The 24316-nt window shown below is 63.9% G+C and carries 25 protein-coding genes; 6 read left to right on the top strand and 19 right to left on the bottom strand.

Going from position 1 to position 24316, the window contains the following annotated elements:
- Positions 1 to 42: 42 nt before the first annotated feature.
- A complete protein-coding gene (locus tag AAF563_00700; protein ID MEM7119759.1) occupies positions 43 to 1065 on the bottom strand; it encodes a dienelactone hydrolase family protein in 1023 nt (340 codons plus the stop codon).
- Between the two features lie 65 nt (positions 1066 to 1130).
- Here AAF563_00700 and AAF563_00695 point away from each other — a divergent pair, with 65 nt between their 5' ends.
- The gene (locus AAF563_00695; protein MEM7119758.1) at positions 1131 to 1802 is read left to right on the top strand and encodes an alpha/beta fold hydrolase; all 672 of its coding nucleotides are present in this window, start codon (positions 1131 to 1133) and stop codon (positions 1800 to 1802) included.
- 2 nt (positions 1803 to 1804) lie between these two features.
- Here AAF563_00695 and AAF563_00690 read toward each other — a convergent pair whose 3' ends face one another.
- From AAF563_00690 to AAF563_00670, 5 genes are read right to left on the bottom strand one after another with little or no spacing between them, the layout of a single operon-like run.
- Entirely contained in the window at positions 1805 to 2641 is an 837-nt protein-coding gene (locus AAF563_00690) for an SDR family oxidoreductase (GenBank protein MEM7119757.1), read from the bottom strand.
- Positions 2642 to 2664: 23 nt separating this feature from the next.
- A complete protein-coding gene (locus tag AAF563_00685) occupies positions 2665 to 3576 on the bottom strand; it encodes an NAD(P)/FAD-dependent oxidoreductase (GenBank protein MEM7119756.1) in 912 nt (303 codons plus the stop codon).
- A 39-nt stretch (positions 3577 to 3615) separates the two neighbouring features.
- Complete coding sequence (locus tag AAF563_00680; protein MEM7119755.1) at positions 3616 to 4152, bottom strand: hypothetical protein; 537 nt, start codon at positions 4150 to 4152, stop codon at positions 3616 to 3618.
- A gap of 8 nt (positions 4153 to 4160) precedes the next feature.
- Entirely contained in the window at positions 4161 to 4535 is a 375-nt protein-coding gene (locus AAF563_00675) for a nuclear transport factor 2 family protein (protein ID MEM7119754.1), read from the bottom strand.
- Between the two features lie 57 nt (positions 4536 to 4592).
- Positions 4593 to 5177, bottom strand: coding sequence for a TetR/AcrR family transcriptional regulator (locus tag AAF563_00670; protein MEM7119753.1), 585 nt, complete (start codon positions 5175 to 5177; stop codon positions 4593 to 4595).
- An 88-nt stretch (positions 5178 to 5265) separates the two neighbouring features.
- On the opposite strand from AAF563_00670, the gene AAF563_00665 reads away from it, so the two are divergent.
- Positions 5266 to 6213, top strand: coding sequence for an alpha/beta hydrolase (locus AAF563_00665; protein MEM7119752.1), 948 nt, complete (start codon positions 5266 to 5268; stop codon positions 6211 to 6213).
- Positions 6210 to 7427 (top strand): saccharopine dehydrogenase NADP-binding domain-containing protein, encoded by a 1218-nt coding sequence (locus AAF563_00660; protein ID MEM7119751.1) that lies wholly within the window; start codon positions 6210 to 6212, stop codon positions 7425 to 7427. The genes AAF563_00665 and AAF563_00660 overlap by 4 nt, the downstream gene beginning before the upstream one ends.
- Before the next feature lie 62 nt (positions 7428 to 7489).
- Here AAF563_00660 and AAF563_00655 read toward each other — a convergent pair whose 3' ends face one another.
- The 7 genes from AAF563_00655 to AAF563_00625 form a co-directional block, all read right to left on the bottom strand.
- Complete coding sequence (locus tag AAF563_00655; GenBank protein MEM7119750.1) at positions 7490 to 7888, bottom strand: cupin domain-containing protein; 399 nt, start codon at positions 7886 to 7888, stop codon at positions 7490 to 7492.
- 72 nt (positions 7889 to 7960) lie between these two features.
- The gene (locus AAF563_00650) at positions 7961 to 9988 is read right to left on the bottom strand and encodes a CocE/NonD family hydrolase (GenBank protein ID MEM7119749.1); all 2028 of its coding nucleotides are present in this window, start codon (positions 9986 to 9988) and stop codon (positions 7961 to 7963) included.
- Between the two features lie 91 nt (positions 9989 to 10079).
- Positions 10080 to 10445 carry a hypothetical protein gene (locus AAF563_00645; GenBank protein ID MEM7119748.1) on the bottom strand — a complete coding sequence of 122 codons (366 nt, stop codon included), beginning with the start codon at positions 10443 to 10445 and terminating at the stop codon, positions 10080 to 10082.
- 13 nt (positions 10446 to 10458) lie between these two features.
- The gene (locus AAF563_00640) at positions 10459 to 11685 is read right to left on the bottom strand and encodes a hypothetical protein (GenBank protein MEM7119747.1); all 1227 of its coding nucleotides are present in this window, start codon (positions 11683 to 11685) and stop codon (positions 10459 to 10461) included.
- Complete coding sequence (locus AAF563_00635) at positions 11682 to 12935, bottom strand: hypothetical protein (protein MEM7119746.1); 1254 nt, start codon at positions 12933 to 12935, stop codon at positions 11682 to 11684. Before AAF563_00635 ends, AAF563_00640 begins: the two co-directional genes overlap by 4 nt.
- Entirely contained in the window at positions 12932 to 15214 is a 2283-nt protein-coding gene (locus tag AAF563_00630; protein MEM7119745.1) for a hypothetical protein, read from the bottom strand. Before AAF563_00630 ends, AAF563_00635 begins: the two co-directional genes overlap by 4 nt.
- Positions 15215 to 15285: 71 nt before the next feature.
- Complete coding sequence (locus AAF563_00625) at positions 15286 to 16509, bottom strand: CaiB/BaiF CoA-transferase family protein (protein MEM7119744.1); 1224 nt, start codon at positions 16507 to 16509, stop codon at positions 15286 to 15288.
- 244 nt (positions 16510 to 16753) lie between these two features.
- Here AAF563_00625 and AAF563_00620 point away from each other — a divergent pair, with 244 nt between their 5' ends.
- On the top strand, positions 16754 to 17314 hold the full coding sequence (locus AAF563_00620; protein ID MEM7119743.1) for an HNH endonuclease: 561 nt from the start codon (positions 16754 to 16756) through the stop codon (positions 17312 to 17314).
- Between the two features lie 224 nt (positions 17315 to 17538).
- Entirely contained in the window at positions 17539 to 18378 is an 840-nt protein-coding gene (locus tag AAF563_00615; protein ID MEM7119742.1) for a mechanosensitive ion channel domain-containing protein, read from the top strand.
- 4 nt (positions 18379 to 18382) lie between these two features.
- Here AAF563_00615 and AAF563_00610 read toward each other — a convergent pair whose 3' ends face one another.
- The 4 genes from AAF563_00610 to AAF563_00595 form a co-directional block, all read right to left on the bottom strand.
- Complete coding sequence (locus AAF563_00610) at positions 18383 to 19345, bottom strand: alpha/beta hydrolase (protein ID MEM7119741.1); 963 nt, start codon at positions 19343 to 19345, stop codon at positions 18383 to 18385.
- Between the two features lie 152 nt (positions 19346 to 19497).
- The gene (locus AAF563_00605; GenBank protein ID MEM7119740.1) at positions 19498 to 20070 is read right to left on the bottom strand and encodes a demethoxyubiquinone hydroxylase family protein; all 573 of its coding nucleotides are present in this window, start codon (positions 20068 to 20070) and stop codon (positions 19498 to 19500) included.
- Positions 20040 to 20579 carry a disulfide bond formation protein B gene (locus AAF563_00600; GenBank protein ID MEM7119739.1) on the bottom strand — a complete coding sequence of 180 codons (540 nt, stop codon included), beginning with the start codon at positions 20577 to 20579 and terminating at the stop codon, positions 20040 to 20042. The genes AAF563_00605 and AAF563_00600 overlap by 31 nt, the downstream gene beginning before the upstream one ends.
- Positions 20580 to 20607: 28 nt before the next feature.
- Complete coding sequence (locus AAF563_00595) at positions 20608 to 21192, bottom strand: YqaA family protein (GenBank protein ID MEM7119738.1); 585 nt, start codon at positions 21190 to 21192, stop codon at positions 20608 to 20610.
- A gap of 152 nt (positions 21193 to 21344) precedes the next feature.
- On the opposite strand from AAF563_00595, the gene budA reads away from it, so the two are divergent.
- On the top strand, positions 21345 to 22094 hold the full coding sequence (gene budA / locus AAF563_00590; protein MEM7119737.1) for an acetolactate decarboxylase: 750 nt from the start codon (positions 21345 to 21347) through the stop codon (positions 22092 to 22094).
- Here budA and AAF563_00585 read toward each other — a convergent pair.
- Positions 22091 to 22954 carry a LysR substrate-binding domain-containing protein gene (locus tag AAF563_00585; protein MEM7119736.1) on the bottom strand — a complete coding sequence of 288 codons (864 nt, stop codon included), beginning with the start codon at positions 22952 to 22954 and terminating at the stop codon, positions 22091 to 22093. The two genes, budA and AAF563_00585, sit on opposite strands and share 4 nt — an antisense overlap.
- 265 nt (positions 22955 to 23219) lie before the next feature.
- Entirely contained in the window at positions 23220 to 24140 is a 921-nt protein-coding gene (locus AAF563_00580; GenBank protein ID MEM7119735.1) for an allantoinase PuuE, read from the bottom strand.
- Positions 24141 to 24316: the final 176 nt, after the last annotated feature.

Genomic DNA, 24316 nt, shown 5'->3' with positions numbered 1-24316 from the left:
CGTCAAACGAGGTTCCCTCTATAGAGCGCTTGCCCCGTGGCGTCAGCCGTCGAAGACGGCGTTCAAGAAGCGGGTCCAGTCGACAATGGCGCGGTCGCGGATCTCGTCGTCGCGGCCGATCAGGTAACCGTCGGGATCGCTGCACAGGCCCAGAATGATCTTGCGCATGAAGGGTCCGCTCATCGGCAGCCAGGAGCCGGCGTCGTAAACATCGCCGTCGTCGTCGACATAGAAGTCGCAGGGCGCGAGGTTGCGGCCGATGGCGCGCGGCCCGGCGAAACGCCCGTCCCACTGATGATAGGCGCCGTCGTAATAGACCGTCGTCACATCGGTGCCGCCGTCTTCCAGCTCGCTGGCGACGGCGCTGCACCGTTCAGGATCGACAATCGCGTCGCCGGTGCCGGCGAGCATCAGGAGCGGCGCGCCGGTCGCGCGGTTGTCCTCGAAACTGGCGATGCAGGGCGCGTAGAACGCGACATGTCCGGCGAAACGTTGACCGTCCGGCGCCAGGCGCTCGGCGACGGCCTCATAGGCCGCGTACGTCGCCGCCATGCCGCCATAGGAAAAACCGGCCAGGACCACCTTGCTGCCGTCGACTTCCGGCAGGCTGTCGAGATAGGCGAGGGCGGCGTAGGCATCGGCCAGCATCGCGGCCTCGGTGATGTTCAGCAGGCGATCGGTGAAGCCGGTGGCCAGATCGCGCCGCGCGCCGAAGACATCGACCACCATGGCGGCGACACCCAGGCTGGCCAGTTGACGGGCATAGGCGGGTTCGCGCGTCTGTAAGACGCCGGCTGCTCCGTGCAGCAGGACGACCGCGGGGACCGGGTTGTCGGCCGACGCGTCCGCCGGCATGAAGAGAGCCGCCGCCGCTTCCGTCGGTGGCGCATCGTCTGGATCGCCGACATCGGCAATCGTGAACGGCGTACTGCTGGCAAGCGCGACCGGCTCGATCAGAACCGCGTCGTCGCTCGCGGCATCGGGCCAGGTTGCCGGCAGTTCGGCGAGCGCCGGCCCGGCCACGAAGCAGGCCACGAGAGCCATGAGGAAACGACGGACTGGCACGACTTCACCCTTGCTAACCATTGGTGCTAACGATACCCAAGATTTATGGCAATGAGGGCTACAAGATGACGTTATCAGGACCGGTGGTGCCGCCGCGCCAGGGCGAACCGCAACAACTTGTCGTGTTGCTGCACGGCTGGGGCGCGGACGGCAACGATCTGATCGGCTTGGCGCCAGCCTTGCAGCCGACGCTGCCGCAGGCACGCTTTGTCAGCCCCAACGCGCCGGACCCTTGCGACCAGAACCCGATGGGCCGGCAGTGGTACAGCTTCGCCGACGAACGGCCGGAGAAGCTGAAGGCTGGTTATGAGCGGGCGGCCGGCATGATCAACGACTTCGTCGATGCGGAGCTGGCGCGGCTCACTCTCGACGATAGCCGCTTGGCGCTGATCGGGTTCAGCCAGGGCGCGATGATGGCGCTCTATGTCGCGCTCCGCCGCGCGCGCCCGTGCGCCGGCGTGGTCGGCTATTCCGGCATGATGATCGATGCGGAAGGCCTCGACAGCGAGCTTAAGGCGCGCCCCCCGGTCTTGCTCGCCCACGGTGACGCCGACCCTGTGGTGCCCGTCCAGTCGCTTCAGGAGGCAGTCGGCGTGCTGGCGACGCACGACATCTCCGCCCAGTGGCATGTCAGCCAGGGTGTCGGCCACGGCATCGATCCGGGCGCTCTGGAAGCTGGTGCCGCGTTCTTGAAGACCGCCTTCAACGAAGCCGCGCGCGGTACGCCGGCGGCTTAACCTCAGCCGCGTCTCAGGCTCTGGCCGCCGTCGACCGGCAACAGCGCGCCGGTGATAAAACGTGCCTCGTCAGAGGCCAAGAACAGCGCGGCATTGGCGACGTCCCAGGCTGTGCCTTGTTTGCCACCTAGCGGCACCTGCGCGTCGCGCACCCGGTTCAGCTCCTCTCTGGAGGCACCGGTCTCTGCCATCAGCATTTCGATCGCTGTGGGTGTCTGCATCAGGCCTGGCAGGATCGCGTTGACCCGAATGCCATAAGGCGCCTGGCTCATGGCGAGTGATTCGGTCAGCGAATTGACGCCGGTCTTGGAAACCCGGTAGGCGACCTGACCGTGGCTCTCGTCGATCGCGCTGCCTTTGACGTCGCTGTCCGAGGTGACCGACAGCATCGACGATATGTTGATGATGACGCCCGAGCGCTGCTCCTGCATTGCCGGCAGCACGCTCTTCGCGGTCAACAGCATGCCGGTCAGATTGACATCCAGGAGAAAACGCCACGCTTCGACTGTGATCTCTGTCGGTCCGCTGTCGCCCGTCGAAACACCGACATTGTTCTGCAGAACATCGATGTGGCCGAAGCGCTTGAGAGTTTCCTCGGCGAAGCGCCCGCAATCCGACTCGTCAGTCACATTGCCTTCGATGGCGATGGCCTCCGCACCTTCGTCGATCAGCATGCGCACCGTTTCCTCAGCCAACGCCAGGTCCTTGTCGGCGATGGCGAGCTTCGCGCCTTCGCGCGCATAAGTGATGGCAGTCGCCCGGCCGTTACCGATGGTCGCGCCGGGGATCTGACCGCCGCCAGCGATAAGCGCGACGCGGTCCTTAAGTCGATTGGTCATGACCTGTCCTCTTCCACCCTTGGTCAGCCGATCGCCCGATCCAGGACCATCGTCGCGGCGGCAAGCGCGCCCATGTGGATAGCGGTGTTGACGTTCTGGTGGCCGGCATAGAGCAGGTCGCCGATGGCATAAAGCCTGTCAATGCTGGTCCGGTAACCATCGTCGACGACGACATAACCGTCCCCATCCAGTTCGGGGCCGAGCGCGGTGACGAGAGCTGTTTGTGCTTGCATCGGCCACAGGACGAGGGCGGTACGGTCTATCAGGGTGCCGTCCTCGAGTTCGATGGCTTCAAGACCCGATCCGTCCCCGCGCAACCTTGTGACACGGCGGTGCTCGACGGCGATGCCCTTGTTTGCCAACGCCGCTTGCCGGTCGGCATCGAGCGGGATGTCCGGCTCTAGAAAGAGCATGAGGTCGTTGGTCCATGTCAGATAGATCTCGGCGACGTCGGTCATCGTCGCGCGGTTGACGAAGACGCCCCACCGCCCGCCACGCAGTTCAAAGCCGTGACAGAACGGGCAATAGATGACGCTGGTGCCCCAGTAGTCCTGCAGGCCATCGATAGAGGGGAACCGGTCCACCATGCCGCATGCTAACAGGATACGCGCGGCCCGCGTCGTCGTGCCATCTTCCGCGACGATGACAAAACCGCCACCGGTGTCACGCTCGACTGAAGCGACGGATTGGGTGACGAAGCGGGCGCCGCCATAACCGTCGAGCTCCGCCATCGCTGTGGTTTTGAGATCCGATGGCGCCACCATCTCGCGTCCGAGCAAACCGCCAATGCCCGGTGATGCCGCGTTGCGCGGTGGCGTCGGCGCATCGAACACGGCAACGGAGCGCAACGAGCGGACGAGCGTCAGCGCGGCGGACAGCCCCGCCGGTCCCGCGCCGACGATGGCCGCGTCGTAGACTTCATGCACTTTGTTCATCGTGCCTGCTCCCGTCAGGATCGTCGGTTTCGTGCAGGATCAGCTGACCGGGCTCTTGACGCCGTCGACCTGGCCTTTGGCCTCGTCGGGCACGCCGGTCGAGTCGGCGAAACGCGACAGCATGTTGAACCAGGCCATGACAAAGATGGCGCGTGTCGCGCCGTTGTCGTCGCCATAATGATCGACCAGTTTCGCTACCGATTGCGCAGAGAGTTTCGCCTTCAGGGTGATCTCGTCGCACAGTTCGCAGAGCATGCGATGCCACGGCTCCAGGCTCGACAGGTCGTCTGACAGGACCGCGTCAACCAGCGTCTCCGGCAGGTCATAGACCGCTTTGTGGAACTGGATCTCGTACTGCGAATCGTTGATGTAGCAGATCCGGTACAACATGATCTCGCGATCGAGTTCGGGAAACCAGTCGTCGTTGAAGATCGCCGAGACCGTCGTATAGATCTCTGGCGCGATGCCGGTTCGCGCCAGCATGCGCACCATGGAAAGGTTGGGCAGTGTCTTGATGAAGTCGCGCGTGCGCTCGTCGAGCTCGTCGTCCGACGGCAACGGGATCTTTTCCGTCATATCAGTGCCTAGCCATGCAGGTGGAAGACCTTGTTCATGATCTTCCATTCGCCGTCGACCTTCAGCAGGGTGAAGAAATCGGTGAACCGGCGTCCCGTCCATTTGTCGAGCTCAAGCCGTACGGTGGCGACCGTGTCGCCGACGTCGATACGGGCGATGTCCGCCGTCATGTCCGGCGCCGGCTGGCCCGCGTCGACCCGGTTAAACAGCTCCTGGATCGGGCTAGCAAGCAGTCCTGTGGCGCCGTAGCCGAAGATCCACGCGTCCGCGTGAAAGGCCGGTTTCATGTCCGCGCTCTTCCCCGAACGCGCGCCGTCGATGTAGTGCTGGACGGTGCGCGCGATGGCGTCGTGCTCGTCGTGATTGGATGCCGTGCCGCTCATGCGATCTCCCCCGCGTTGGACGTCGTCGGACACGGTGCCATCTGAACACGATCCGCCCTAGTCCGCCAGAGCATCGACCAATTGGTCGGCGGCTCTCTTGGCCGCGCGGCGGTAGTCGGGTGAATCGAAGATCGGCCGCAGCGATCCCGCCAGCAGGAAGGTCGACACGATGCCGACAGCCGATGCTCGCCGCGCGGCCGGCTTGGCGTTCGGGTGTTCGCGTTTCAACTCGGCCTCGATCATATGAACGAAACGATCAAACCATTTGGTCATCAGGTCGTTGACCTCGGGCAGCCTGTTGGCCTCGATGATCAACGCATCGGCGACCAGGTTTTCGTCATGATCGAAACCGGTAACGTCGCTGAACATCATGCGCACCATGGCACGAACACGGTCGTTCTTGGGCAGGGCGGTCTCGAACGCGTCGAGTGTCTGCATAACGTGGGAGACATAGCGTTCCGCCAACGCGACGATCAGATCGTCCCGGTTGCCGACATAGTGGCGCAGGATCGTCCGGCCCATGCCTGCTTCCTCGGCGATTCGCTCAAGCGACGCGCCCTGGATTCCGTCTCTGACGATGCAACGTTGGAAAGCGTCCAGAATCTCTTCCGTACGCTGGGATTTAAGGCTCGGCCTGGGCATGTGCCCCTATTCTGGTAGTCGGACCGCAAAACTGGCAATAAGAAAACTTACCCTTGTATCGCATGGCGCGCGACCATAGATTTTCGTCATGACAATTAACGATGAGGGCCCGCGAACCGATGCCGGCCGCGTCGCGTATGCCGATGCCAATGGCCTGCGCCTTGCCTATGAGACGTTCGGCGATCACGATGCGCCTGCCGTGTTGCTGATTCACGGCTGGGCGACACAGATGCTCGCCTGGCCGGAGCCGCTGTGCCGGGCGATCGCGGCGAACGGCTATCATGTCATCCGGTTCGACAATCGCGACATCGGCCTTTCCACCTGTCTTGATCATTTGGGATCGCCCAGCATCACGTGGCATGCGGTGACGTCGTGGTTGGGGTTGGGAGCGCGCGCGCCCTATGGCCTTGATGACATGGCGCGCGATGCACTTGAGCTGCTCGCCGCGCTCGATCTTGACGAGGCGCATGTGGTCGGTGCTTCCATGGGCGGCATGATCGTGCAGCACATGGCGGCACTCGATCCGCGGCGGGTCTTATCGCTGACCGCCATCATGTCCAGTTCCGGCGCGCCCGGCCTGCCGGACGCCGACGACGATGTGACGGCGCTGATGCAACAGATGCCCGACGATGCTTCGCCGGACGGGCTTCTGCGCCACGGCATGGCGATCTGGCGCCGCATCGCCGGTCCGGTCTATCCGCCGGACGAGGCAGCGTTGGTGGCGCTGATGCGCACGTCGGCGGCGCGATGCCCGCCCGGCGGCGCGAACGAAATCCGCCAGCTTGCCGCCATCATGGCCGACGGCAGCCGCGTCGACTTGCTGCGCGGTTTGATGGTGCCGACTCTTGTCATCCACGGTGACGCCGATCCCCTGGTGCCGCTTCCCTGCGGCGAGGACATCGCACGCCATGTGCCGGGTGCACGGCTAGAGGTCATCCCGGGCATGGGGCATGACTTGCCTGTGGCGTTGACTGACGCGTTCTGCGCCATGCTGACCGCGCACTTTCGACAAGCCGACGGTGACGGCCCGCCGTGAAGGTGTTGATCCTGGGCGGCGCGGGCGATGTCGGCCGTCACGCGGTTGACGCCGCGGCGAAGAGCGACCTGATCGAGCGTGTCGTCATCGGCGAGCGCGACGTGAACGGCGCCGAGGCAGTCGCCGCCGAACATGATGGGCGTGTCGCCGTATGCCGCCTGGATGTCGCCGAAGACCGCTCGCTCGACGACGCCTTGGCTTTATGCGACGTGGTCCTCTCCTGCTTCGGTCCCTATTACCGGCACGGCGCCCGCGTGTTGTCGGCGGCAATCCGGGCCGGCCGCCATTACCTTGATGTCTGTGACGATTGGGAGCCGACGCTTGACATGCTCGCGCTCGATGGCGCCGCCCGCCAAGCCGGCGTTACGGCCATCATCGGCATAGGCGCCAGCCCGGGCGTCACCAATCTTCTGGCCGCTGCCGCGCATCGAACCCTTGATCGCGTCGATGCGCTGCACACGCTATGGGGCATCGGCGACCTCCGTTCGCCTCAGATGGCGGAGGTGGACAAGTCGACGCGTTCGGCTCTGGAACACTGGCTGCAACAGGCGCGAGGCACCATCCGGGTCCGCCGGGAGGGCGCGATGGTCGACGTCCCATCGCTTGCCGAACAGGATGTCGTGTTCCCCGGCATTGGACGGGTCCACTGTCATGCGCTCGGTCATCCCGAGCCGGTGACGCTGCCGCTGACCTATCCGGAGATCCGCGACAGCCTCAACCTCATGAACTTCCCGGCGCCGATCATCGCCGCTTTGCGCAAGACGGTCGCGCGTCTGGACCGTGGCGCCATCGACATGGTGACGGCCGTGAGCGAGCTTGAAGTCAGGCTGGGGGAGGGTCCGGGCATCGCGGCATTGTGGGGCGGTGCGCGCGTGTGGGCGGCGATCATCGCGGACCAGATGCGCGGCGTCGTCTATACGCCTGATCTCTGTGCCCTGGCGATCGGTCAGAAAGACGGCCGTCGGGCGTCAGCGGGCGCCTGGCTCGACGGCTACCTACCAGGCGGCACCGGCGGTGCGACCGGCGTTCCATTGATCGCCGCGCTCGAGATGCTGGCCATGGGCGAGATCACACGCCGTGGCGCTTTTGCTCCGGAGGCCGGCATCGATCCGGACCGTTTCGTCAACCGTCTCGAGCGTTATGCGACTCGCTTCGACACCGATGGGGCGGAACCGTTTCTGCGCATTAACGTGGGCCTGGCCGACGGCGGATAGATGCGAGGGCGTCGTAGCCGAAGATCCAGCCACTCGCACAACAGTACGGAGGCTGGTCGGGTCTAGTCCTGCTCCGCACGCGGGTCGTCGGCCGAAGATATGTCCGTCGGCGTTGGCGTCACGGTGAGGACGGAAACGCCGTCCGGCGCCTCGAACCGGTGCCAGCATCCCTGCGGCACGACGGTCATCATGCCAGCCTTCATGGTTAGCACGTGGGTATCCGTGTCAGTCAGGACGGTGAGCGTTGTCGAACCGGCGATGACCTGAACGATTTCGTCGCCGTTCCGGTGACGCTCCCACGGACTTTTGCCGTCAAAACTGCCGACGAAAACACCGTCGTCACAAAACGGCACGATAGAGGCGAACGATGCGGCAGCCTCCTCCTCGGATGTGTCGGGCGCACGCAGATGAAGCGTCGGGAGCTTGGCTAGTTCGGCGGCGATGTCGACGGGCTTCACCATGATATTGCCCTCCTCTTCATGTGTGGGGTTTTGCCTGCTTACTGTTTCGATGCGGAGCAGGGAGACCCTGCGTCAGACTCCTTCCCGCTTGATCGGCACTGACCAGCTCTTCGCCAGGATGCGTGTCTTGCCCTCATAGACATCCAGATCGGCGGACAACAAGAACGTGTCGGCGGTGGCGCGCAGGTTGGTGGTGGCGTGGATGTCGACCTCGAAATCGCCGCGCTTCATGTGGCTGGTGACGGTCATCTCGGTTTCGGCGCTCAAGGGATCGCCTTCGGTGACCGCCATGCGTTCGATCGTGTTGCGGCCGAATTCCATGCCGTGGTCGCTGATCCGGTAGACGCCGCTGCCGCGTTCCGACAGGACCTCGACGCGGCCGGTCAGGACATCGCGGGTGACGGTGTTTTCCGATGACGGCGGCTCAACCATTTCCTGGGGCATGGGGGCGGCTTCCTGCGGCGGCTCGAAGGGTTTGAGACGCGGGCCGCCCTTGATCGGGCGGACGGGCAGATGGAGTGTGCTGGTGCCGGTGTGGACCGTCAGCTCGACCGGCTCGGGCGAGGGCCAAATCATCGGCCAGTAGGTCGTCGAGACGGCGACGCGGATACGGTGGCCGGGCTGGAAGGCGTACGCCGTGTCGTTCAGCGTCACCTTCACCTGATAGCGCTTGCCGGGCTGGACCCGCGCGACGCGTCCGTGGCCGTTGCGGTGACAGAGGTTCAAGACCGCGTAGGTTGCGCGCGCCACCGAGCCGTCCGGTTTGACGTCGTTGAGGCGTACGCAAACGAAGGCCGCCGGCTTGTCGACGCTGAGGTCGAGGTTGACGACCGGCGCGCCCAGGATCTCGACCGTCTCCTCCAAAGGCTCGGTGTCGAAGCAGATCGAGGCACCGTCGTCGAAGCGCTGGTCGCCGGGAAACTCCGGGCCCTCGCCGCCGGTGCCGTAGGGACACCATTCGCCGCCCGCCATGCCGAGCGTCTGCGGTGTCATGGCGACCCGCGGCACGTCCTTGCCCTTCTTCGTGCCGATGCCGTCGGGGTTGAGGCGGAACGGTTTCATGCGGATGCGTTTGCTGGGCCAGGCCTGCTCGCCCACCCAGCGGCCAGGGCAGTGGGCGTACCAGGGCTCGGCCGGGATATCGTCCTGCATATAGGCACGCATCATCGGCTCGTTCATGATCCCGGTGTCGATGTCTTTGAGCCAGTAGTCCCACCAGCGCAGCATCTCCTGCAGGAAGCCGATGGCCGGGCCCGGCGCGCGCAGTGACTGGCCCCATTGGTGCGCATGCGGGCCGATCAGGCCGAGGCGCGGCACCTTGAGGTTCTTCAAAAGGCGCGGAGTGGCGTTGGTGTAGCCATCGAGCCAGCCGCCGACGGCGAAGACGGCGCATTGGATGTCGCGGTAGTTCTCGTTGACCGAGCCGTGTTTCCAATAGGCGTCGCGCTGCTGGTGTTTCATCCAGGTCTCGATCGGGCAGGGGATGCCGTCGAGGCGTTCCAGCCAGTTCTTGCGCCAGCCAGGCCCCATGATTTCGGGATCGCCGGGCAGCGCCAGGATCGAGAAAAAGGTCGTGCCCCAATCCAGGTTGTCGTTCAGCAGACAGCCGCCGGAGTAGTGCATGTCCGAGGCATAGCGGTCGTCGGTCGAGCACGAGGTGACGATAGCCTTCAGCGCCGGCGGCTTGAGGGCCGCGACCTGGAGCGCGTTGAAGCCGCCCCAGGAGATGCCGAACATGCCGACCTTGCCCGTGCACCACGATTGCTTGGCAAGCCAGGCGATGACCTCCTTGCCGTCTTTGAGTTCCTGGGTCGCGTACTCGTCGCGCATGACACCGTAGCTGTCGCCCGCACCCTGCAGGTCCACGCGGACACTCGCGTAACCGTGGCCGGCGAACCAGGCGTGTTTGGGTTCGTCGCCCGGCCGCGTCATGTCGCGTTTGCGGTAGGGCAGGTATTCCAGCAGCGCCGGCACCGGCTTGGCATTGGCGTCGGCCGGCAGCCAGATGCGCGCGGCGAGTTTCTTGCCGGAGCGCAGCGGGATCCACACGCCCTTCTCGCGCACCTTCACCTTGCGCGGAAACTCCATCACGACCCCCATGACACCCTCCCCAAGTTCGCGTGGCGATTGGGCGACGTTATCGGGTTCGGCGGTGAGAGTCAGGTGCGGTGTCGTTTCGTGTGCGTGGGGCTTACTGCGCCAGGTCCTTCAAGAACTGCGGCGCGTTGTCGCAGTGGCGCGCCATGGCGTAGACGAAGGCGTGGCCGGTGCCGAAGGCGGCGGCGTCCGGCCGGTCGGCGAGATAGCTGTCGAACGTTTCGGTCATGGCCTCAGGCGAGACGCCATGGGCGCCGCAGTCGGAGAGCCACGCAAGCTCCTGGGTCTTGTGATAGGTCTCCGCCACCATCAGCCCGTCCCACAGGCCCATGACATGGGCCTGCCGCTGCTCCTCGTCATAGGCGAGGTAGTCGCCGAGGGTGAGCTCGGGCTGGCCGGCATGGGCGGCGGTGGCGAAGAACGTGAGGACGGCGAACAAACATCCAGTTGTGTTACGCATGTTGTCTCCTTCGCTACGGCTGACCGCCGGCCTCGATCTTTGCTTGGGCGTGCTGAAGCACGGCGCACATCAGTGATTCTGTGCCTGCACATAGCTCCTGGCTCTCGGTGATGATGACGTGGCCGTCTGCAACTCGACCAAGACCATAAAGGTACTGGGCAACAAAGTACCGGCAGCCGGCCGTATCACAGCGATCAGGTACAGCGCCGTCGAATTGAATGTCGCCTTTGAAAAGACCAATTACATAGGCAACATCGGGTGACAGGTCGGTGCCGAAGACATCTGCATGTTCGAAGACATCTCCGGGGTACGTCCCTTGGTCTTCGGTGTGAGACAACGCAGCGATCCAAAACAGCGGATGCTCGTAGGGATCAAGACCAAGCCAATGCTGTGGCCGATCGAGCACATTGTTAAGGAAATCGCTCGCGCCGTATCGGAAGCCCGTGACAAACTCCCTTATCCCTCTAAGCACCGAGTTTGCCGCCGGGCAGAGCACCTCGCGACCTGTCGGACAATCTCGAAGGTTTGACCATGATCCTCCGCTCAGCTGTCCGTCATCTTGCGTCATCAACCTGAGCCGGTTTCGACGGACTTGCATGTAGTCTTGGATCAATGAGCTCGCTGACGTCACACGATAACGTCTACCCGAAAAGAAGTCCTCGAAGTCTGCGACTCGGGCGAAGAATATGCCGTTGCCCCTCAACGCCTCCATCGCATCGTCAAATCTGCCCTCAGCCTCAAGAATGATGGCCAGGCTCAAGCCTTGGAAATGGGGTGTCCACGACTCTTCCGAAGCCAGATCGTATTTGATGCATCTTTCCATATCTCCGTGCTTGATGCCGGAGTCGTACGCGGCGGCACACCAGAGGTCTCTGTTCTCGGCGTCCCAATCCGCAACACACGCGGCCGATGATTGCGGGGAATCAAAAATCCCCGCTAGGGCGTGACAGCGCAGGTGATAGGCGAGGCTAAAGTTCGTGAAGGCAGTAAGCCATCGAGAGAACCTCGGATCATCGCTCTCGATCGTGCTCCAGTCTATTGATAAACTCCACATCGACTGCTCGATGGTCGTTAGCTTCGCGTCCAGTACACCAACGGCATCTTGATATCGCCAATCGGCGATAAGCTGCGCTTCGGTCTCGAACGGCAAAATCTGTTCGGTCGGATCGAAGTCTTGCGCGTGCACCGTCTGCACAAGCGTCATGCCAACGAGAGCAAGGGCAATTGTCAGTAGTTTCATGGTGACCCGCCCGTCGTGATGTGACTGTCGAAGGTCCGCAGCGCGGCGCACGGGATGGAGCGCACGCCCAGGCACAGTTCGCGGCCGGCGGTCATCATGGCCGATGTCTGTTCCGCGTTGCCGGCGGCGGCAAGGTAGGCTGCCACGAAGTAGTGGCAGCCGGGCGTCGTACAGGTTGACCAGGCGGTCTCGTCCTCGTCGGCCGACGCGTCGTCCTCTTCGATCAAAACCGCGAGCGCCAGGCGCGCGTCGATCGGCCAGTGGCTGAGCGCCGCATCGATCAGATGCCGAAATGGCTCGCGGTCGACCTCGATGCCGCTGCGTCTGGAGGCTGCAAGCAGCCAGAGCAGGGGGTGCTCATAGGGCGATTGGTAGACCCAGGGCTGCGCGCCCTCAAGCGCGACAAGCGCGTGATCAATAGCGGCCTGATCATCGCCCGCGAGGTAAGCGGCTATCGCACGGTAGGTCGCGACGCCGCCGGGACAGGGACCGGCGCGATCCGCCATGCAGTAAGGGTTGAACGTGTGGACGGTCCAGGCCTGGCGGTTCAGGCCATCCCACAGCAAACTCATGCGCATGACACGTGCGTCGGCGAAATCCAGCAGGCGCGCCGCGACCTCGCGACGCGCTAGGTCGTCCTCAGAAGTGCCCGCCGCGGCCACGCCGCGGGCCAAGATCCTGCCTGCCTCCGCATACATCCGGGCGACCTCAGCGGGATACCGGCCCTCGGCCTCCTGGAAGAAGGCGCGCGCCAGAACATGGAAACCCTCATCGGTCCGATAGCCGAACGCGTTTCGTCCAGCGTATTGGCAGCCCTCCGACCACGGATCCGCCATGTCATCCTGAAACTGGACCACGCACAGCAGAATGAGCAACAGCTCCGCGTTCACGACGGTGATCACCGTGTCTGGTTTTTCCCAGTCAAGGTGGAGGCCGAGCTGGGTGTAGCTGGCACCTTCGCCTTCGACGATGTCGCGGATGTCATCCAGATGTCCCTCGATCATGTCGAGTGCCTTCACCGTGTTCCCGGCGACGGCCAGGTCAGCCGGGCGGTCGAGTGGGACAATGAATCGCGAGGGATCCATCTTCCAAACCTCATACTCACTCTGCAGCTTGAGCGCGAAGAGGGCGAGAACGCCCATGCTGACCAGCAAGATCAGCGTGACAACGATCCAGAATGAACGGGACCGTGCGGTGCGGTCGTGGTCACCGTGCTCCGCGGTGAACGTGTGGGCGACATGGCGGTTCATGGCGACATCGCCATGTCCGCCTCAGCACCTGCGAGCCGCAATGCGGTGCACGGGATCGAACGGACGGCACGGCACAGGTCCAGGCCCGCTTCGACCGCGGCGTCACCGGCGGCCGTGTCGCCGGCGGCATAGTGATACTGAGCGACAAAGTAACGGCAGCCCGCCGTCACGCACACCATCGGCAGATCATCGCCTGGGTCGAACGGCGGTTTCGTCAAAGCGAAAAGCTCCAGCGCCACCAGGGCGTCGGAGGGCCAGGTATCACGGGCCGCGTCGATCACCCCAGCGAGGTCGTCAGGCATCTCAACGTCCCCGCCAAGCCGCCGGGTGGCGGCAAGGACCCAAAGAAGCGGGTGTTCAAAGGCGGAGTCACTGACCCACGGCTGCGCGCCTTGCAACGCCGTCATACCCGCCGCAACGGCTCTGTTGTCATCACCCTGCAGATAGGCGTCGATGCTGCGATAGGTTTGAACACCGCCGGGGCAGACCTCGTTACGCTCAGCCAGACACCAGGGATTGTGTACGTCGACGGGCGCAGTTGGTCTGGAATGATCGTTCCAGACAATGCCGAGACGCACCGCCCTCGCGTTGGCGAAGTCGAGCAGACGCGCCGCCACCTGCCGGCGTTCCGGATCGGACGAGCCGGCGTCCTCTCCGACGATGCCGGCGGCCGCGCGTTCGCCTGATTCGATAAAGAAGTCGGCTGCCTCGTTTGGCCGGCGCGATCGTGTTTCCAGAAGAAAGGCGCGCGCCAAACCTTGCAAACCCTGCTCGATGGGTTCGTCGAAAGCGCCACCGCCGGTGCCGTCGCATAGCGCGGTGCCAGCGATAACTCGTCCGAACTCCGTTTCGGCGAGGCACTCAAAGGCAAGAAGTATGTCCGCATTGATCGCGAGTATGACGGTGTCCGCCTGTTCCCAGTCCCGGTAACCGCCGAGGTTTTCAAAGCTGCCGCCGGCTGCCTCGACAATCCCGCGCAGCCTATGGATACGGCGGCGAACGTCTGCCAACGCGCCGGTGATGTCATCATCACCACGCAACGCGGCCGGATGGTCAAGCGGTAGGAGGTCGTGCGTAGGCGAAAGCACAACGAGGTCCGTCTCCAAGTCGTCCGGCCATGCGATCTCCTGCGGACCGGTTAGGCGCAGTGCCATGCAGGGAATGGAGGTGACGCCCTCACACAGGTCCAGGCCCGCTTCGGTCGCGGCATCGGCGGCAGCAGTATCGCCGTTGGCGCTGAGAAATTGAGCGAGGAAGAACCGGCACCCCGGCGTGTCGCACGCTTCCGGTAACGCGCCGGCGTCCCGATGAGCTTCCGGATCAACATAAGCAAGCAACGCGGTTCGCGCGTCCTCCGGCCATTCGATCAAGGCTGCCTCGATCAGCGGCTGCAAGTCGCTGATGTCCTCATCAATGCCTTGGTGCTGTGATGCCGCAAGGACCCACAATAGCGGATGTTCATAGGGCGCGCGGTAGACCCACGGTTGACTTCCCTCCAGCGCCACGAGAGCCGTGGTTCGGGCATCGCCGTGATGGCCGGTCAGGTAGAGTTTGATTGCGTTGTAGGTCGACAGACCACCCGGGCAGATTTCGTCCCAATCAGACCTGCACCACTGGTTGATCGTGTCGAAGGGTGGAAGCTCGGCGTCCAGTCCGTCTCTCATCAAGAGAAGACGCAGGGCGCGGGCACTGCCGAAATCCTTGGCCAATGCCGCGACCTGGCGGCGGTCAGGGTCATCATATGTCATCGCACCGCCCGCCAGGGTGCTACCGATCTTCGAACCGGCCGTCAGGTACAGTTCGATGACGTCGTCTTGGTTCCATCCATCGGCTTCCAACCATGTTGCCCGGGCCAGATACTGCGCGCCTTCAAGCACGTCCAATGCATGGGCATCGGCGACGTCCAAGTCACAATCGACGCGGTCCGCCGCGATATCCCGCGATGTCTCGTCGATGAAGCAGACGGAAAAGTAGAGGTTCGCGTAGTTGATTAGCCGGGTAATAACCACCGGATCAAAGTTGGCGCCCATCAACTGGTAATTGTTGAAATCAACCCAATCATCGTCCAGATCACGGGCGATCTGGCTGGAGCGGTAGAGCAGATCAAAGCTTGTGCGCGCTTCCTCGCCGGCCACTGCGAGCTCAGCCATTTTGTCCAGCGGCACAATCATGCGCGTGGGGTCCATGTCCCACGTCACCGTCTCCTGGCTGAACTTGATGTAGAGGAGCCCGGCGATGCCCGCGAGGAGCAGAACGATGAGGACCAGTACCGTTTTCAAAAACCGGGATCTCCGCCCGTTTGTCGCGGGCAGTCTAGCCGGTTTCGCCAGGGGCGTGTAGGCCGCGCGGCTTATACCACTTTATCGTCCTTTAGCCGGGCGATCGCCGCCTCGGACAGGTCGAGATACTCCGCCAGCACCTCCTCGGTGTGTTCGCCCAGAAGCGGCGGCGGGCGGTTATAAACCGGCGGCGAACCCTCCAGGTTGACCGGGCTTCTGACCATCGGGATGGTGCCGGCGGTCGGATGCGGCATGTCAATCTTCATGCCGCGCGCCTGGACATGGGGGTCGGCGAAAACCTGCTCGAAGTTGTTGACCACGCCATAGGGGATGCTGCGTTTCTCTAGGTTCTCGACCCACCAAGCGCGCGGCTCCTGTTTCACCAGCTCGACCACCTGGGGCATCAGCGTGTCGCGGTTCCTGATGCGCGCGGGGTTGGTGGCATAGCGTTCGTCGGCCGCCAGTTCGTTGGCGCCGGCCAAGTCGCAAAAGCGAATGAACTGGTCGTCGTTGCCGATCGCGATGATGATCGGATCGTCGGCGGTCTCGAACACCTGATAGGGCAAGAGGTTCGGATGCGCGTTGCCGTAGCGCTTCGGCGGCACGCCGGACGTCAGATAGTTCATGTTCTGGTTCGCCATCAACGCGATCGAGCTATCCAGCAGCGCCATGTCGATATGCTGGCCCTCGCCGGTGTTGTGGCGATGGTTGAGCGCCGCCAAGACAGCGATGGTCGAATAGAGGCCGGTCGTCAGATCCGAGATGGCCACGCCGCCCTTTTGCGGTCCGCCGCCGGGCAGGTCGTCGCGCTCGCCGGTGATCGACATGAAGCCCGACATGCCCTGGGCCAGAAAGTCGTAGCCAGCGCGCGGCGCGTAGGGACCGGTCTGGCCGAAGCCGGTGACCGAGCAATAGATCAGGCCCGGACAATCGTCCTTCAGGCTGTCGTAATCCAGGCCGTACTTCTTGAGACCGCCGAGCTTGTAATTCTCGACCAGAATGTCGGCCTTTTTGGCGAGTTCACGGACGATCCCCGCGCCTTCCTCGCTCGCCATGTCGATGGTGATCGAGCGTTTGCCCCGGTTGGCGGAGAGGTAATAGGCGGCTTCCGTGGTGTCGTTGCCGTCGGCGTCTTTCAGGAAGGGCGGACCCCAGTGGCGGGTATCATCGCCGCGGCCCGGCCGCTCGACCTTGATCACGTCGGCACCAAGATCGGCCAGGACCTGGGTGCACCAAGGCCCGGCCAGAATGCGCGAAAGGTCGAGCACAAGGATTCCGTCAAGGGCGGCGGACATGCAGCATTCTCCGGGAAACAACAGCGTGAGGGCCGCATCCTATAGCAATGTCGCGCCGGCGTGCATCATCGTCACTGGTGCCGTTTGCCCGGCGGTGTATTCGTGACCAGACCCAACATCTTGGGGCATCTGTCATCGAACAGACAATTTACGGTGTTAACGTCCGGCCCGACTTGTTTATGATACGCCCGCCGCCGGGACCGGCCCGGCCGCCAACGAGACGATAAGGAGATGGAGAGCGCGGATGGCACCGCCCGAAGCATGCCCGGCCTTGGTGCTGAACGCCGACTTTCGGCCGCTCAGCTATTTTCCGCTGTCGCTGTGGTCATGGCAGGACGCGGTGAAGGCGGTGTTCATGGATCGGGTGATGACGCTGAACGAATACGACCGCGTCGTGCGCTCGCCGTCGTTCGAGATGCGGTTGCCCAGCGTCATCGCGCTGAAAGAGTTCATTCCGCTCAACAAGCGCCCGGCCTTCACCCGCTTCAACGTCTTCCTGCGCGACATGTTCGCCTGCCAGTACTGCGGCGACCGCTTCGAGACGCGCGAGCTGACCTTCGACCACGTCATCCCGCGGTCGAAGGGCGGGCGCACGAGCTGGGAAAACGTCGTCACCGCCTGCAGCGGCTGCAACATGCGTAAAGGCAACCGCATGCCCCGCGAGGCCGGCATGTTGCCGCGTCTTAAGCCGCTTGCCCCCAGCACGTACCAGTTGCGTGAAAACGGGCGGGGTTTCCCGCCCAATTTTTTGCACGAGGATTGGCGCGACTATCTCTACTGGGATAGCGAGCTGGAGACGGACTGAGTCGCTTCGCCAAGCGGCATCACCGGCCCACTCCCCACCCGGCCACCCATGGCAGCTTCCTCGGGGTGGCCTCGGCGAAAACGTCTCTCGGCGTTTTGCCCCGGAGGTGGGGGAGTGGGCCGGCGCCGGCAACACTGTGGCAAGGTTCCCTTGCCATTGAACAAAGCCCCAAAATCTGAAAGAGAACGCCCCGCTGCGAGATTTTTGCCAGGCGGGAGTGTTCGATGGATTTTTCACAGGAAGATATCAGCAAGCTGACAGCGGATTTGTCGGCCATCGCGGTTGATTACGGCCTCAGTCTTTTGGGCGCGCTCGCCCTCATCATCGTCGGCTTTATTGTTGCCGGCTGGGCGCGCCGCGCGACGGCCCGCGCGCTCTCCAGGGTCGACAACATCGACCCGACACTGCAGAGATTTCTCTCCAGCGCCGTGCGCTACATCGTCCTGGTGCTGGTTGGTGTCGCCGTGCTCAACCAGTTCGGCATCCAGACGGCGAGCCTGCTCGCTGTGCTGGGCGCGGCGGGCCTGGCCATCGGCCTGGCGTTGCAGGGCACGCTGTCGGACATGGCGGCGGGCATCATGCTGCTCTTCTTCCGGCCGATTAACGTCGGCGATTACGTGGAGGCGGGCGGCGAGTCCGGCACCGTCGAGAGCATCGGTCTATTCCTCACCGAGCTCACCACGCCCGACAACGTCCAGGTCATCCTCGCCAACAGCGATGTCTGGGGCACGACGGTGAAGAACTACAGCCACCACCCGATCCGCCGCGTCGACTGGACGATCGGCATCGGCTATGGCGAGAACATGGACGACGCCATGGCGGCGGTCGAAGAAGTCATCGCCGCGGAGCCGCGCGTGCTCAAGGACCCGGAACCCCAGGTCATCATCACCAATCTGGGCGACAGCGCCGTCGACCTTACGATCCGCTTGTGGACCGAGCAGGACAACGTCTGGCCGATCCGCTGGGACCTGACCAAGGCTTTCAAGGAAAAGCTCGACGCCAGGGGCATCGAGATCCCGTTCCCGCAACGCACCGTGCACATGGTGCAGGAGGCGGCGGAGTAGGGGGCTACGCGCCGAACAGGTGCTTCGATAGAAAGTCCGTCACAACCTTGAATTCGGCGGCGGCGGCGGGGCCGTCGAAGCGGGCGCGCATGAAGCTGTGGATCATGCCTTCGGCGACGCGGTAGGTGGCATCGACGCCAGCGTCCGCCAAGCGTTCGGCATAGAGCTCGCCTTCGTCGCGCGCGGCGTCGACGCCGGCGACGTGGATCAGCGCCGGCGGTAGACTGCCGTAATCGCTTACCATCAACGGGCAGGCGTAAGGGTTGGTGTGGGTCGCGGGGTCCGGCATGTAGAGGGCGCGATACTTGTCGGTCGACGCCTTGTTCTGGATCGGCGCCTCGCCATACGTCGTGAAGCTCGGCAGCGTCCCGTCGGTGCGGAAGCCGGGATAGAGGATCGCTTGCGCCACGATCTGAGGACCGCCCCGGTCGCGCGCGGCGAGCGTCACGGTCGCGGCCAGATTGCCGCCGGCGCTGTCGCCGCAGATGGCGAGGCGCGCGGGTTCGATGCCGAACGCGGCGGCGTTCCCGGCGACGTGGCACAGCGCGGCGTAACAATCGTCGTGGGCGGCCGGGAAGGGATGTTCCGGCGCCAGGCGATAGTGCGTGCTGACCACGACCGCGCCGGTCTCATCGGCCAGCCCCCAGGCCACGGTGTCGTTGGTGTCGAGGTCGCCGGAGATGAACCCGCCGCCGTGAATGTAAAGAATGCCGGGCGATGGATCTGACGCACCGGCGGGTCGATACGTGCGGATCGGGATGGAGGAGGCGTCCGTCTGGATCGTGCCGTCGGTGACCGTCATGCCGTCGGGGCGCGGTCGCATCGCGCTGCGGCAGAACGTGCCCCAGATCTCGCGGCCTTCCTGGATCGTCTGGGCGATTGGCAGGCTCGCGAACTCCTCGAGCATGGGGACCATGTCAGGGTGGATGTCGTAGCGCGCGACGATCGCTTGAACGGCGCTGCTCATCGGGCGGTCACCCGATGGTTCGCCGTGGCCGGCCCACTCTCCCGCCTCCGGGGCAAAACGCCGAGAGGCGTTTTCGCCGAGGCCACCCATGGCAGCATCCTCCGGGTGGCCGGGCGGGGGAGTGGGCTGGTGCACGATCGGCTAAGCAATACCTACACGCGCGTCGAGAGCCAGATGGCGAGGCGGGTGCCGGATTTGATGGCGCCGGTCAGCAATTCGTAGCCTGGCGCCTGTTCAGCGCCGTGGTCGATGGCGGTGTCGTGGTGTTCCCTCTCGTCGGCGCGGAACTGTTCGATGGTCGCCTTCAGGTCCGCCTCGTCGTCGCCGAGCTGCTCGGCCTGTTTGGCGTAGTGTTCGTCGATCACGTCCTCGACGGCGGCGGTGCAGGCCATCGCCGCGCGCTCGCCCATCATGGCGGTCGCCGCGCCCAGCGCGAAACCGGCGGCATGCCAGACCGGCGCCAGGGCGGTCGGGCGCACGCGCCGTTCGACGATCATCTTGTCGAAGGTCTCCAGATGCTCGGCCTCCTGGTCGGCCATATGCTTAATGCTGCCGCCGGCCGCGTTCCTGCCGAGCACGGCGAGCTGCCCGTCATAGATGCGCCGCGCGCCGTACTCACCGGCGTGGTCGACGCGGATCATCGCCTCGACCGTGGCCTTGGGATCGGGATCGCCGGGCAGGCGGTCCTGGCCGGTCAGGCGTTTTGGTTTGGTTGCGCTTGCCATACATCACCCTTGGGACGCGGACGAACGGTCGCGAACAGCGCGACTGCCGCCAGCACCAGCGAGATCAGGAGATTGTAGCCGGCCATGGAAATGCCGAACAGGGACCACGGCACCTCGTCGCAGCGCACCACATCGGTCTCCCAAAGCTGGGCTTTCAAATCCTCGATCGTGTTGGCGCCATCGCTGACACCGCAAAACGCGCTTTCGATCCAGTGCAGCTCGACACCGACGTGATAGGCCGCGATGCCGGCGCTGCCCAGAAGCGCCAGGGTCAGTGCCGCGAGCCAGGGCCGGCCGAGCCGCTTGCCGCCGACGCCCAGCGCCAGGATCAGGCCGATCACCAGCACCACCGCGTGTGCCCAACGCTGCGCGATGCACAGCGGGCAGGGCGCCAATCCTTCGACATGCTGAAAATAGAATGCGCCGCCCAACATGGCCGCGCTGGCCAGCGCCAGCAATAGGCCGATCAGGCGCGGCCGGTCCAGAACCGATGTGACGATACCGCTCATCCAACTCCCATATGGTCGGCCTTGCGGCTCAGTGCCATAACCATTCGATGATGGCAAAACCGGCGATCAACAGCACGAAAGCCGCGAGTGTGACGTAGACCAGGTTCTTTTCGACGAAGGTGCGGGCGGCCTCGCCAAACCACCACAGGATTGCCGCCTGGATATAGAATCTGAGGCCACGCGAGATCAACGACGCCAGGATGAAGACAAAGAAGTCCATATGGACGACGCCGCTGGCAATCGAAACGACCTTGTAGGGGATCGGCGTGAAACCGCCAGCAAACACGATCCAGCCGCCCCATTCGCGGTAGAGCTCGGCGAAGTTCTTATAGGCGTCCGTGTGGCCATAAAACTCCAGGATCGCCTTGCCGACGGAATCATAGAGCAGATAGCCGATGGCAAATCCGATGGCGCCGCCCACGATGGTGCCGGCCGTCGCGATCGTCGAGTACCACCAGCCCTTGCGGGGCTGGGCAAAAATCATCGGCAGCAGGATGCCTTCGACGGGGATCGGAAAAACCGACGCCTCCGCCACGGCCACCACGAACAGCCAGTAGGGTGCGTGCCGGTGTTCGGCCATTCGCATGGTCCAGGCATAAAGGCGATGGAGCATGGAGGGAGGATCCAGAGTTCAGCCGAACGGCCCGCCGGGCAGGCAATGCCGCGTGCGTGATAACCTCAATCCGGCTCGCCGTCACCTGTGCGCTTGTTTCGGCGGGCCCGTCAGACGATGATCCGCCTCCGCTTGACCGTCTGGAGAGTGTTGTGGTGATTGGCGTCTTTCGCCTGTTTTGTCTCGTTTTGGCCGTATCCGGCGCGGGCGTGCCGGCGGCCGCCCAGGACAATGATGCGGTCACGCAGTACTCGACGCTCGATGCGCTCAGTGGCGGTCTCTACGATGGTGACATGACGGTTGACGAGATGGCCGGCTATGGTGATCTGGGGCTCGGCACCTTCGACAGGTTGGATGGTGAGATGATCGTCGTCGACGGCGTCTTCTGGCGCGCCCGCCATGACGGGTCGCTGGATATCGCACCGCCTGAGACCGAAACGCCGTTCGCCGCTGTGACGCCGTTCGAGGTCGACGACGAACTCGCCCTGCCCGACGGGCTCGACATGGCGGGCCTTGCCGCCATTCTTTCCGAACGGATCGGCGCGTCCAACACGCCGATCGCGGTCAGGATCGACGGCACCTTCCGGTCGCTGACCTATCGCGCGCCCGCGCGCCAGGATGAACCCTATCCGCCCTTGGTGGAGGCTCTTACCAGCCAGGCGGTGTGGACCGTCAATCATGTCGAGATGACACTGGTTGGCTTCTGGTATCCGCCGTGGCTTGCTGGCATTAATGCACCGGTCTGGCACCTGCACGCCGTCAGCAAGGACCGAACCTTCGGTGGCCATGTTCTGGACCTGGTGACCGACATGGGCGTGGTGTCGCTCGACCGCTCGCCGACGGTCACGGTCATCATGCCGACATCGCCGGCGTTTGAGGGGCTGGACTTGGCGACGCCCTAGACTCGCGCCGTCTTCAGCTCGCGGGTCAGGTGATCGGCGGCCATGACGGTCGCTGGCGTTTCGTCGCCGCCCGGGCGGTGCAGCGAAATGACGACATCCTGTAGCGCGGGAAAGCCGTTCTTGCCGTCCAGGATTTCGAACTCAGCCGGAATGGTCGAGGCTTCCATCACCGTGACGCCGGATCGGTTTTCGACGGCGTTCCTGATCAGCGCGATGCTGCGGGTCGAATAGGCGATCCGCCACGGCACATCCATGCTGTCGAGGGCGCGCAAGGCGATCTCGCGGCAGACACAACCTTGCGAAAACAGGATCAGCGGTAGCGGTTCGGTCTCGTCGTGGGAAAACCCGGGTGAGGCGACCCAATGCAGGGGCTCGCGGCGGATCACCTGGCCGGCGATGCTGGTGACCGGGTGGGTTGCGAGCACCAGGTCCAGCTTGCCGTCATCCAACAGCTTCAGAAGATCGATACCGTTGTCGCAGATGACCTCCAGACGCACCAACGGATGCGCCTTGGAAAACGATGCCAGCACCGACGGCAGCAGACAGGTGGCGTAGTCGTCGGGCGCGCCCAGGCGCACCAAACCGTCGGCATCGGGCGCGATCAGTCGTGACAGCGCCTCGTCGTTCATGCGGAGCATGCGGTGGGCATAGACCAACAGCGTCTCACCCTCGGCCGTGATTCTCACCGACTTCTTGGTCCGCTCGAACAGGCGCAGCCCGACAATCTCCTCCAGGCGCTTGATCTGCATGCTGACGGCCGACTGGGTGCGGCCCAGAAAGGCGGCGGCTTGCGTGAAACTCTCGTTGCCCGCGACGGCGACCATCGCGCGCAGCAGGTCGATTTCCAGGTCCCTGGCCATAATTTCTAATAACAGAACGTGATGACTGATATCAAACTAATTCGTTTTCGAGATTAGTCGGAGATCCCTATCTTCATGGCACACCCGACATGAGGAACCCGCCATGCTTCACATCCTTGCCGACTCTGTCTTCGAGGCTACGCGTACGGCGACTTTCCGCTATGGCTCTCAGCCTGCGGACTGGCGCTTGGAACCTGCGCCAAAGGCGCAAGTACGACGGTCGCTCCCGACCACGATTAGGGCGTGCTTGGGGCTGGAGCGACGATCAGACGTCACCTGACGGCGGCGGATGGCGTTCGCGCCAGTGCCGGGCAATATCCAGGCGCGGGGCGACCCAGACATCGTCGAAACCGGTGACATGGTCGAGAAAGCGGGCAAGTCCCGCGGCGCGCGCGGGATGACCGATCAGCCGGCAGTGCAGGCCGACCGACATCATGCGCGGCGCCGTGGCGCCTTCTCCATAGAGCATATCGAAGGCGTCCCGGCAGAAATGGAAGAAGTCGTCGCCGGTGGCGAAGCCACCACGAGAAAACTGACCGTCGTTGTTGGTCAGCGAATAGGGCACGACCAGGTGTGGTGTGCCGCCGACCGTCGTCCAATAGGGCCACTCGTCGTTATAGGCATCGGAGTCATAGACAAAGCCGCCTTCCTCGACGAGCAGACGGCGCGTGTTGACGCCGGGACCATAGCGGCAATACCAGCCCAGCGGTCGGGCGCCGACCGTGGTCTCCAGAGACTGGATGGCGCGGCGGATATGGTCGCGTTCCTCGGTCTCGCTTAGACGAAAGTGTTCGATCCAGCGCCAGCCGTGGCAACAGACATCGAACCCGGCCTCGCGGATTGCCGCGGCGGCATCGGGGTTTTGCTCCAGCGCCATGGCGCAGCCGAAGATGGTGGGCTTGAGGCCGCGTTCGGCAAACAGGCGGTAGAGGCGCCAGAAGCCGACCCGGCTGCCGTATTCGAACATGCTGCGCGCGGCCAAGTCCGGCGTGCCCGCCGGCACGACGGGGCTTTCGGCCTCGGTCAGCGTGACCTCGTCATCACTGTCGCCCCGGCTCAATGAATACTCCGAGCCCTCCTCGTAGTTGATGACGAAATTGATCGCGAGCCGCGCGCCGCCCGGCCAATCGGCGTCGGGTGGGTTGCGCCCGTAGCCGACAAAATCGCGTACGTCATGACGACCCATGTGACGCCTCCTCCTTGCCTAACCCAATAGAGCAGATCCTGTTTTGGTGGAATCGCTTCGCGATTCCGTCAAGACGGGTGAATCTGCTCATCTCATAGATAGAGAGCGGATTCACATGGTTGGCTGGGACCGTCAGATGTTCCACCTAACCATCACCCGCTCTAGTGATAGCATAG

Source organism: Pseudomonadota bacterium, assembly GCA_039028155.1.
Classification (GTDB): Bacteria; Pseudomonadota; Alphaproteobacteria; order SP197; family SP197; genus JANQGO01.
The sequence above is the reverse complement of the archived record's forward strand: the minus strand, read 5'-3'. Positions and strand labels throughout refer to the sequence as shown.

Excerpts from the sequence above, each read along its gene's own strand:
- AAF563_00695 (MEM7119758.1), top strand. The coding sequence starts at position 1,131 with ATGACGTTATCAGGACCGGTGGTGCCGCCGCGCCAGGGCGAACCGCAA.
- AAF563_00690 (MEM7119757.1), bottom strand. The coding sequence starts at position 2,641 with ATGACCAATCGACTTAAGGACCGCGTCGCGCTTATCGCTGGCGGCGGT.
- AAF563_00685 (MEM7119756.1), bottom strand. The coding sequence starts at position 3,576 with ATGAACAAAGTGCATGAAGTCTACGACGCGGCCATCGTCGGCGCGGGA.
- AAF563_00680 (MEM7119755.1), bottom strand. The coding sequence starts at position 4,152 with ATGACGGAAAAGATCCCGTTGCCGTCGGACGACGAGCTCGACGAGCGC.
- AAF563_00675 (MEM7119754.1), bottom strand. The coding sequence starts at position 4,535 with ATGAGCGGCACGGCATCCAATCACGACGAGCACGACGCCATCGCGCGC.
- AAF563_00670 (MEM7119753.1), bottom strand. The coding sequence starts at position 5,177 with ATGCCCAGGCCGAGCCTTAAATCCCAGCGTACGGAAGAGATTCTGGAC.
- AAF563_00665 (MEM7119752.1), top strand. The coding sequence starts at position 5,266 with ATGACAATTAACGATGAGGGCCCGCGAACCGATGCCGGCCGCGTCGCG.
- AAF563_00655 (MEM7119750.1), bottom strand. The coding sequence starts at position 7,888 with ATGGTGAAGCCCGTCGACATCGCCGCCGAACTAGCCAAGCTCCCGACG.
- AAF563_00650 (MEM7119749.1), bottom strand. The coding sequence starts at position 9,988 with ATGGGGGTCGTGATGGAGTTTCCGCGCAAGGTGAAGGTGCGCGAGAAG.
- AAF563_00645 (MEM7119748.1), bottom strand. The coding sequence starts at position 10,445 with ATGCGTAACACAACTGGATGTTTGTTCGCCGTCCTCACGTTCTTCGCC.
- AAF563_00640 (MEM7119747.1), bottom strand. The coding sequence starts at position 11,685 with ATGAAACTACTGACAATTGCCCTTGCTCTCGTTGGCATGACGCTTGTG.
- AAF563_00635 (MEM7119746.1), bottom strand. The coding sequence starts at position 12,935 with ATGAACCGCCATGTCGCCCACACGTTCACCGCGGAGCACGGTGACCAC.
- AAF563_00625 (MEM7119744.1), bottom strand. The coding sequence starts at position 16,509 with ATGTCCGCCGCCCTTGACGGAATCCTTGTGCTCGACCTTTCGCGCATT.
- AAF563_00620 (MEM7119743.1), top strand. The coding sequence starts at position 16,754 with ATGGCACCGCCCGAAGCATGCCCGGCCTTGGTGCTGAACGCCGACTTT.
- AAF563_00615 (MEM7119742.1), top strand. The coding sequence starts at position 17,539 with ATGGATTTTTCACAGGAAGATATCAGCAAGCTGACAGCGGATTTGTCG.
- AAF563_00610 (MEM7119741.1), bottom strand. The coding sequence starts at position 19,345 with ATGAGCAGCGCCGTTCAAGCGATCGTCGCGCGCTACGACATCCACCCT.
- AAF563_00605 (MEM7119740.1), bottom strand. The coding sequence starts at position 20,070 with ATGGCAAGCGCAACCAAACCAAAACGCCTGACCGGCCAGGACCGCCTG.
- AAF563_00600 (MEM7119739.1), bottom strand. The coding sequence starts at position 20,579 with ATGAGCGGTATCGTCACATCGGTTCTGGACCGGCCGCGCCTGATCGGC.
- AAF563_00595 (MEM7119738.1), bottom strand. The coding sequence starts at position 21,192 with ATGCTCCATCGCCTTTATGCCTGGACCATGCGAATGGCCGAACACCGG.
- AAF563_00585 (MEM7119736.1), bottom strand. The coding sequence starts at position 22,954 with ATGGCCAGGGACCTGGAAATCGACCTGCTGCGCGCGATGGTCGCCGTC.
- AAF563_00580 (MEM7119735.1), bottom strand. The coding sequence starts at position 24,140 with ATGGGTCGTCATGACGTACGCGATTTTGTCGGCTACGGGCGCAACCCA.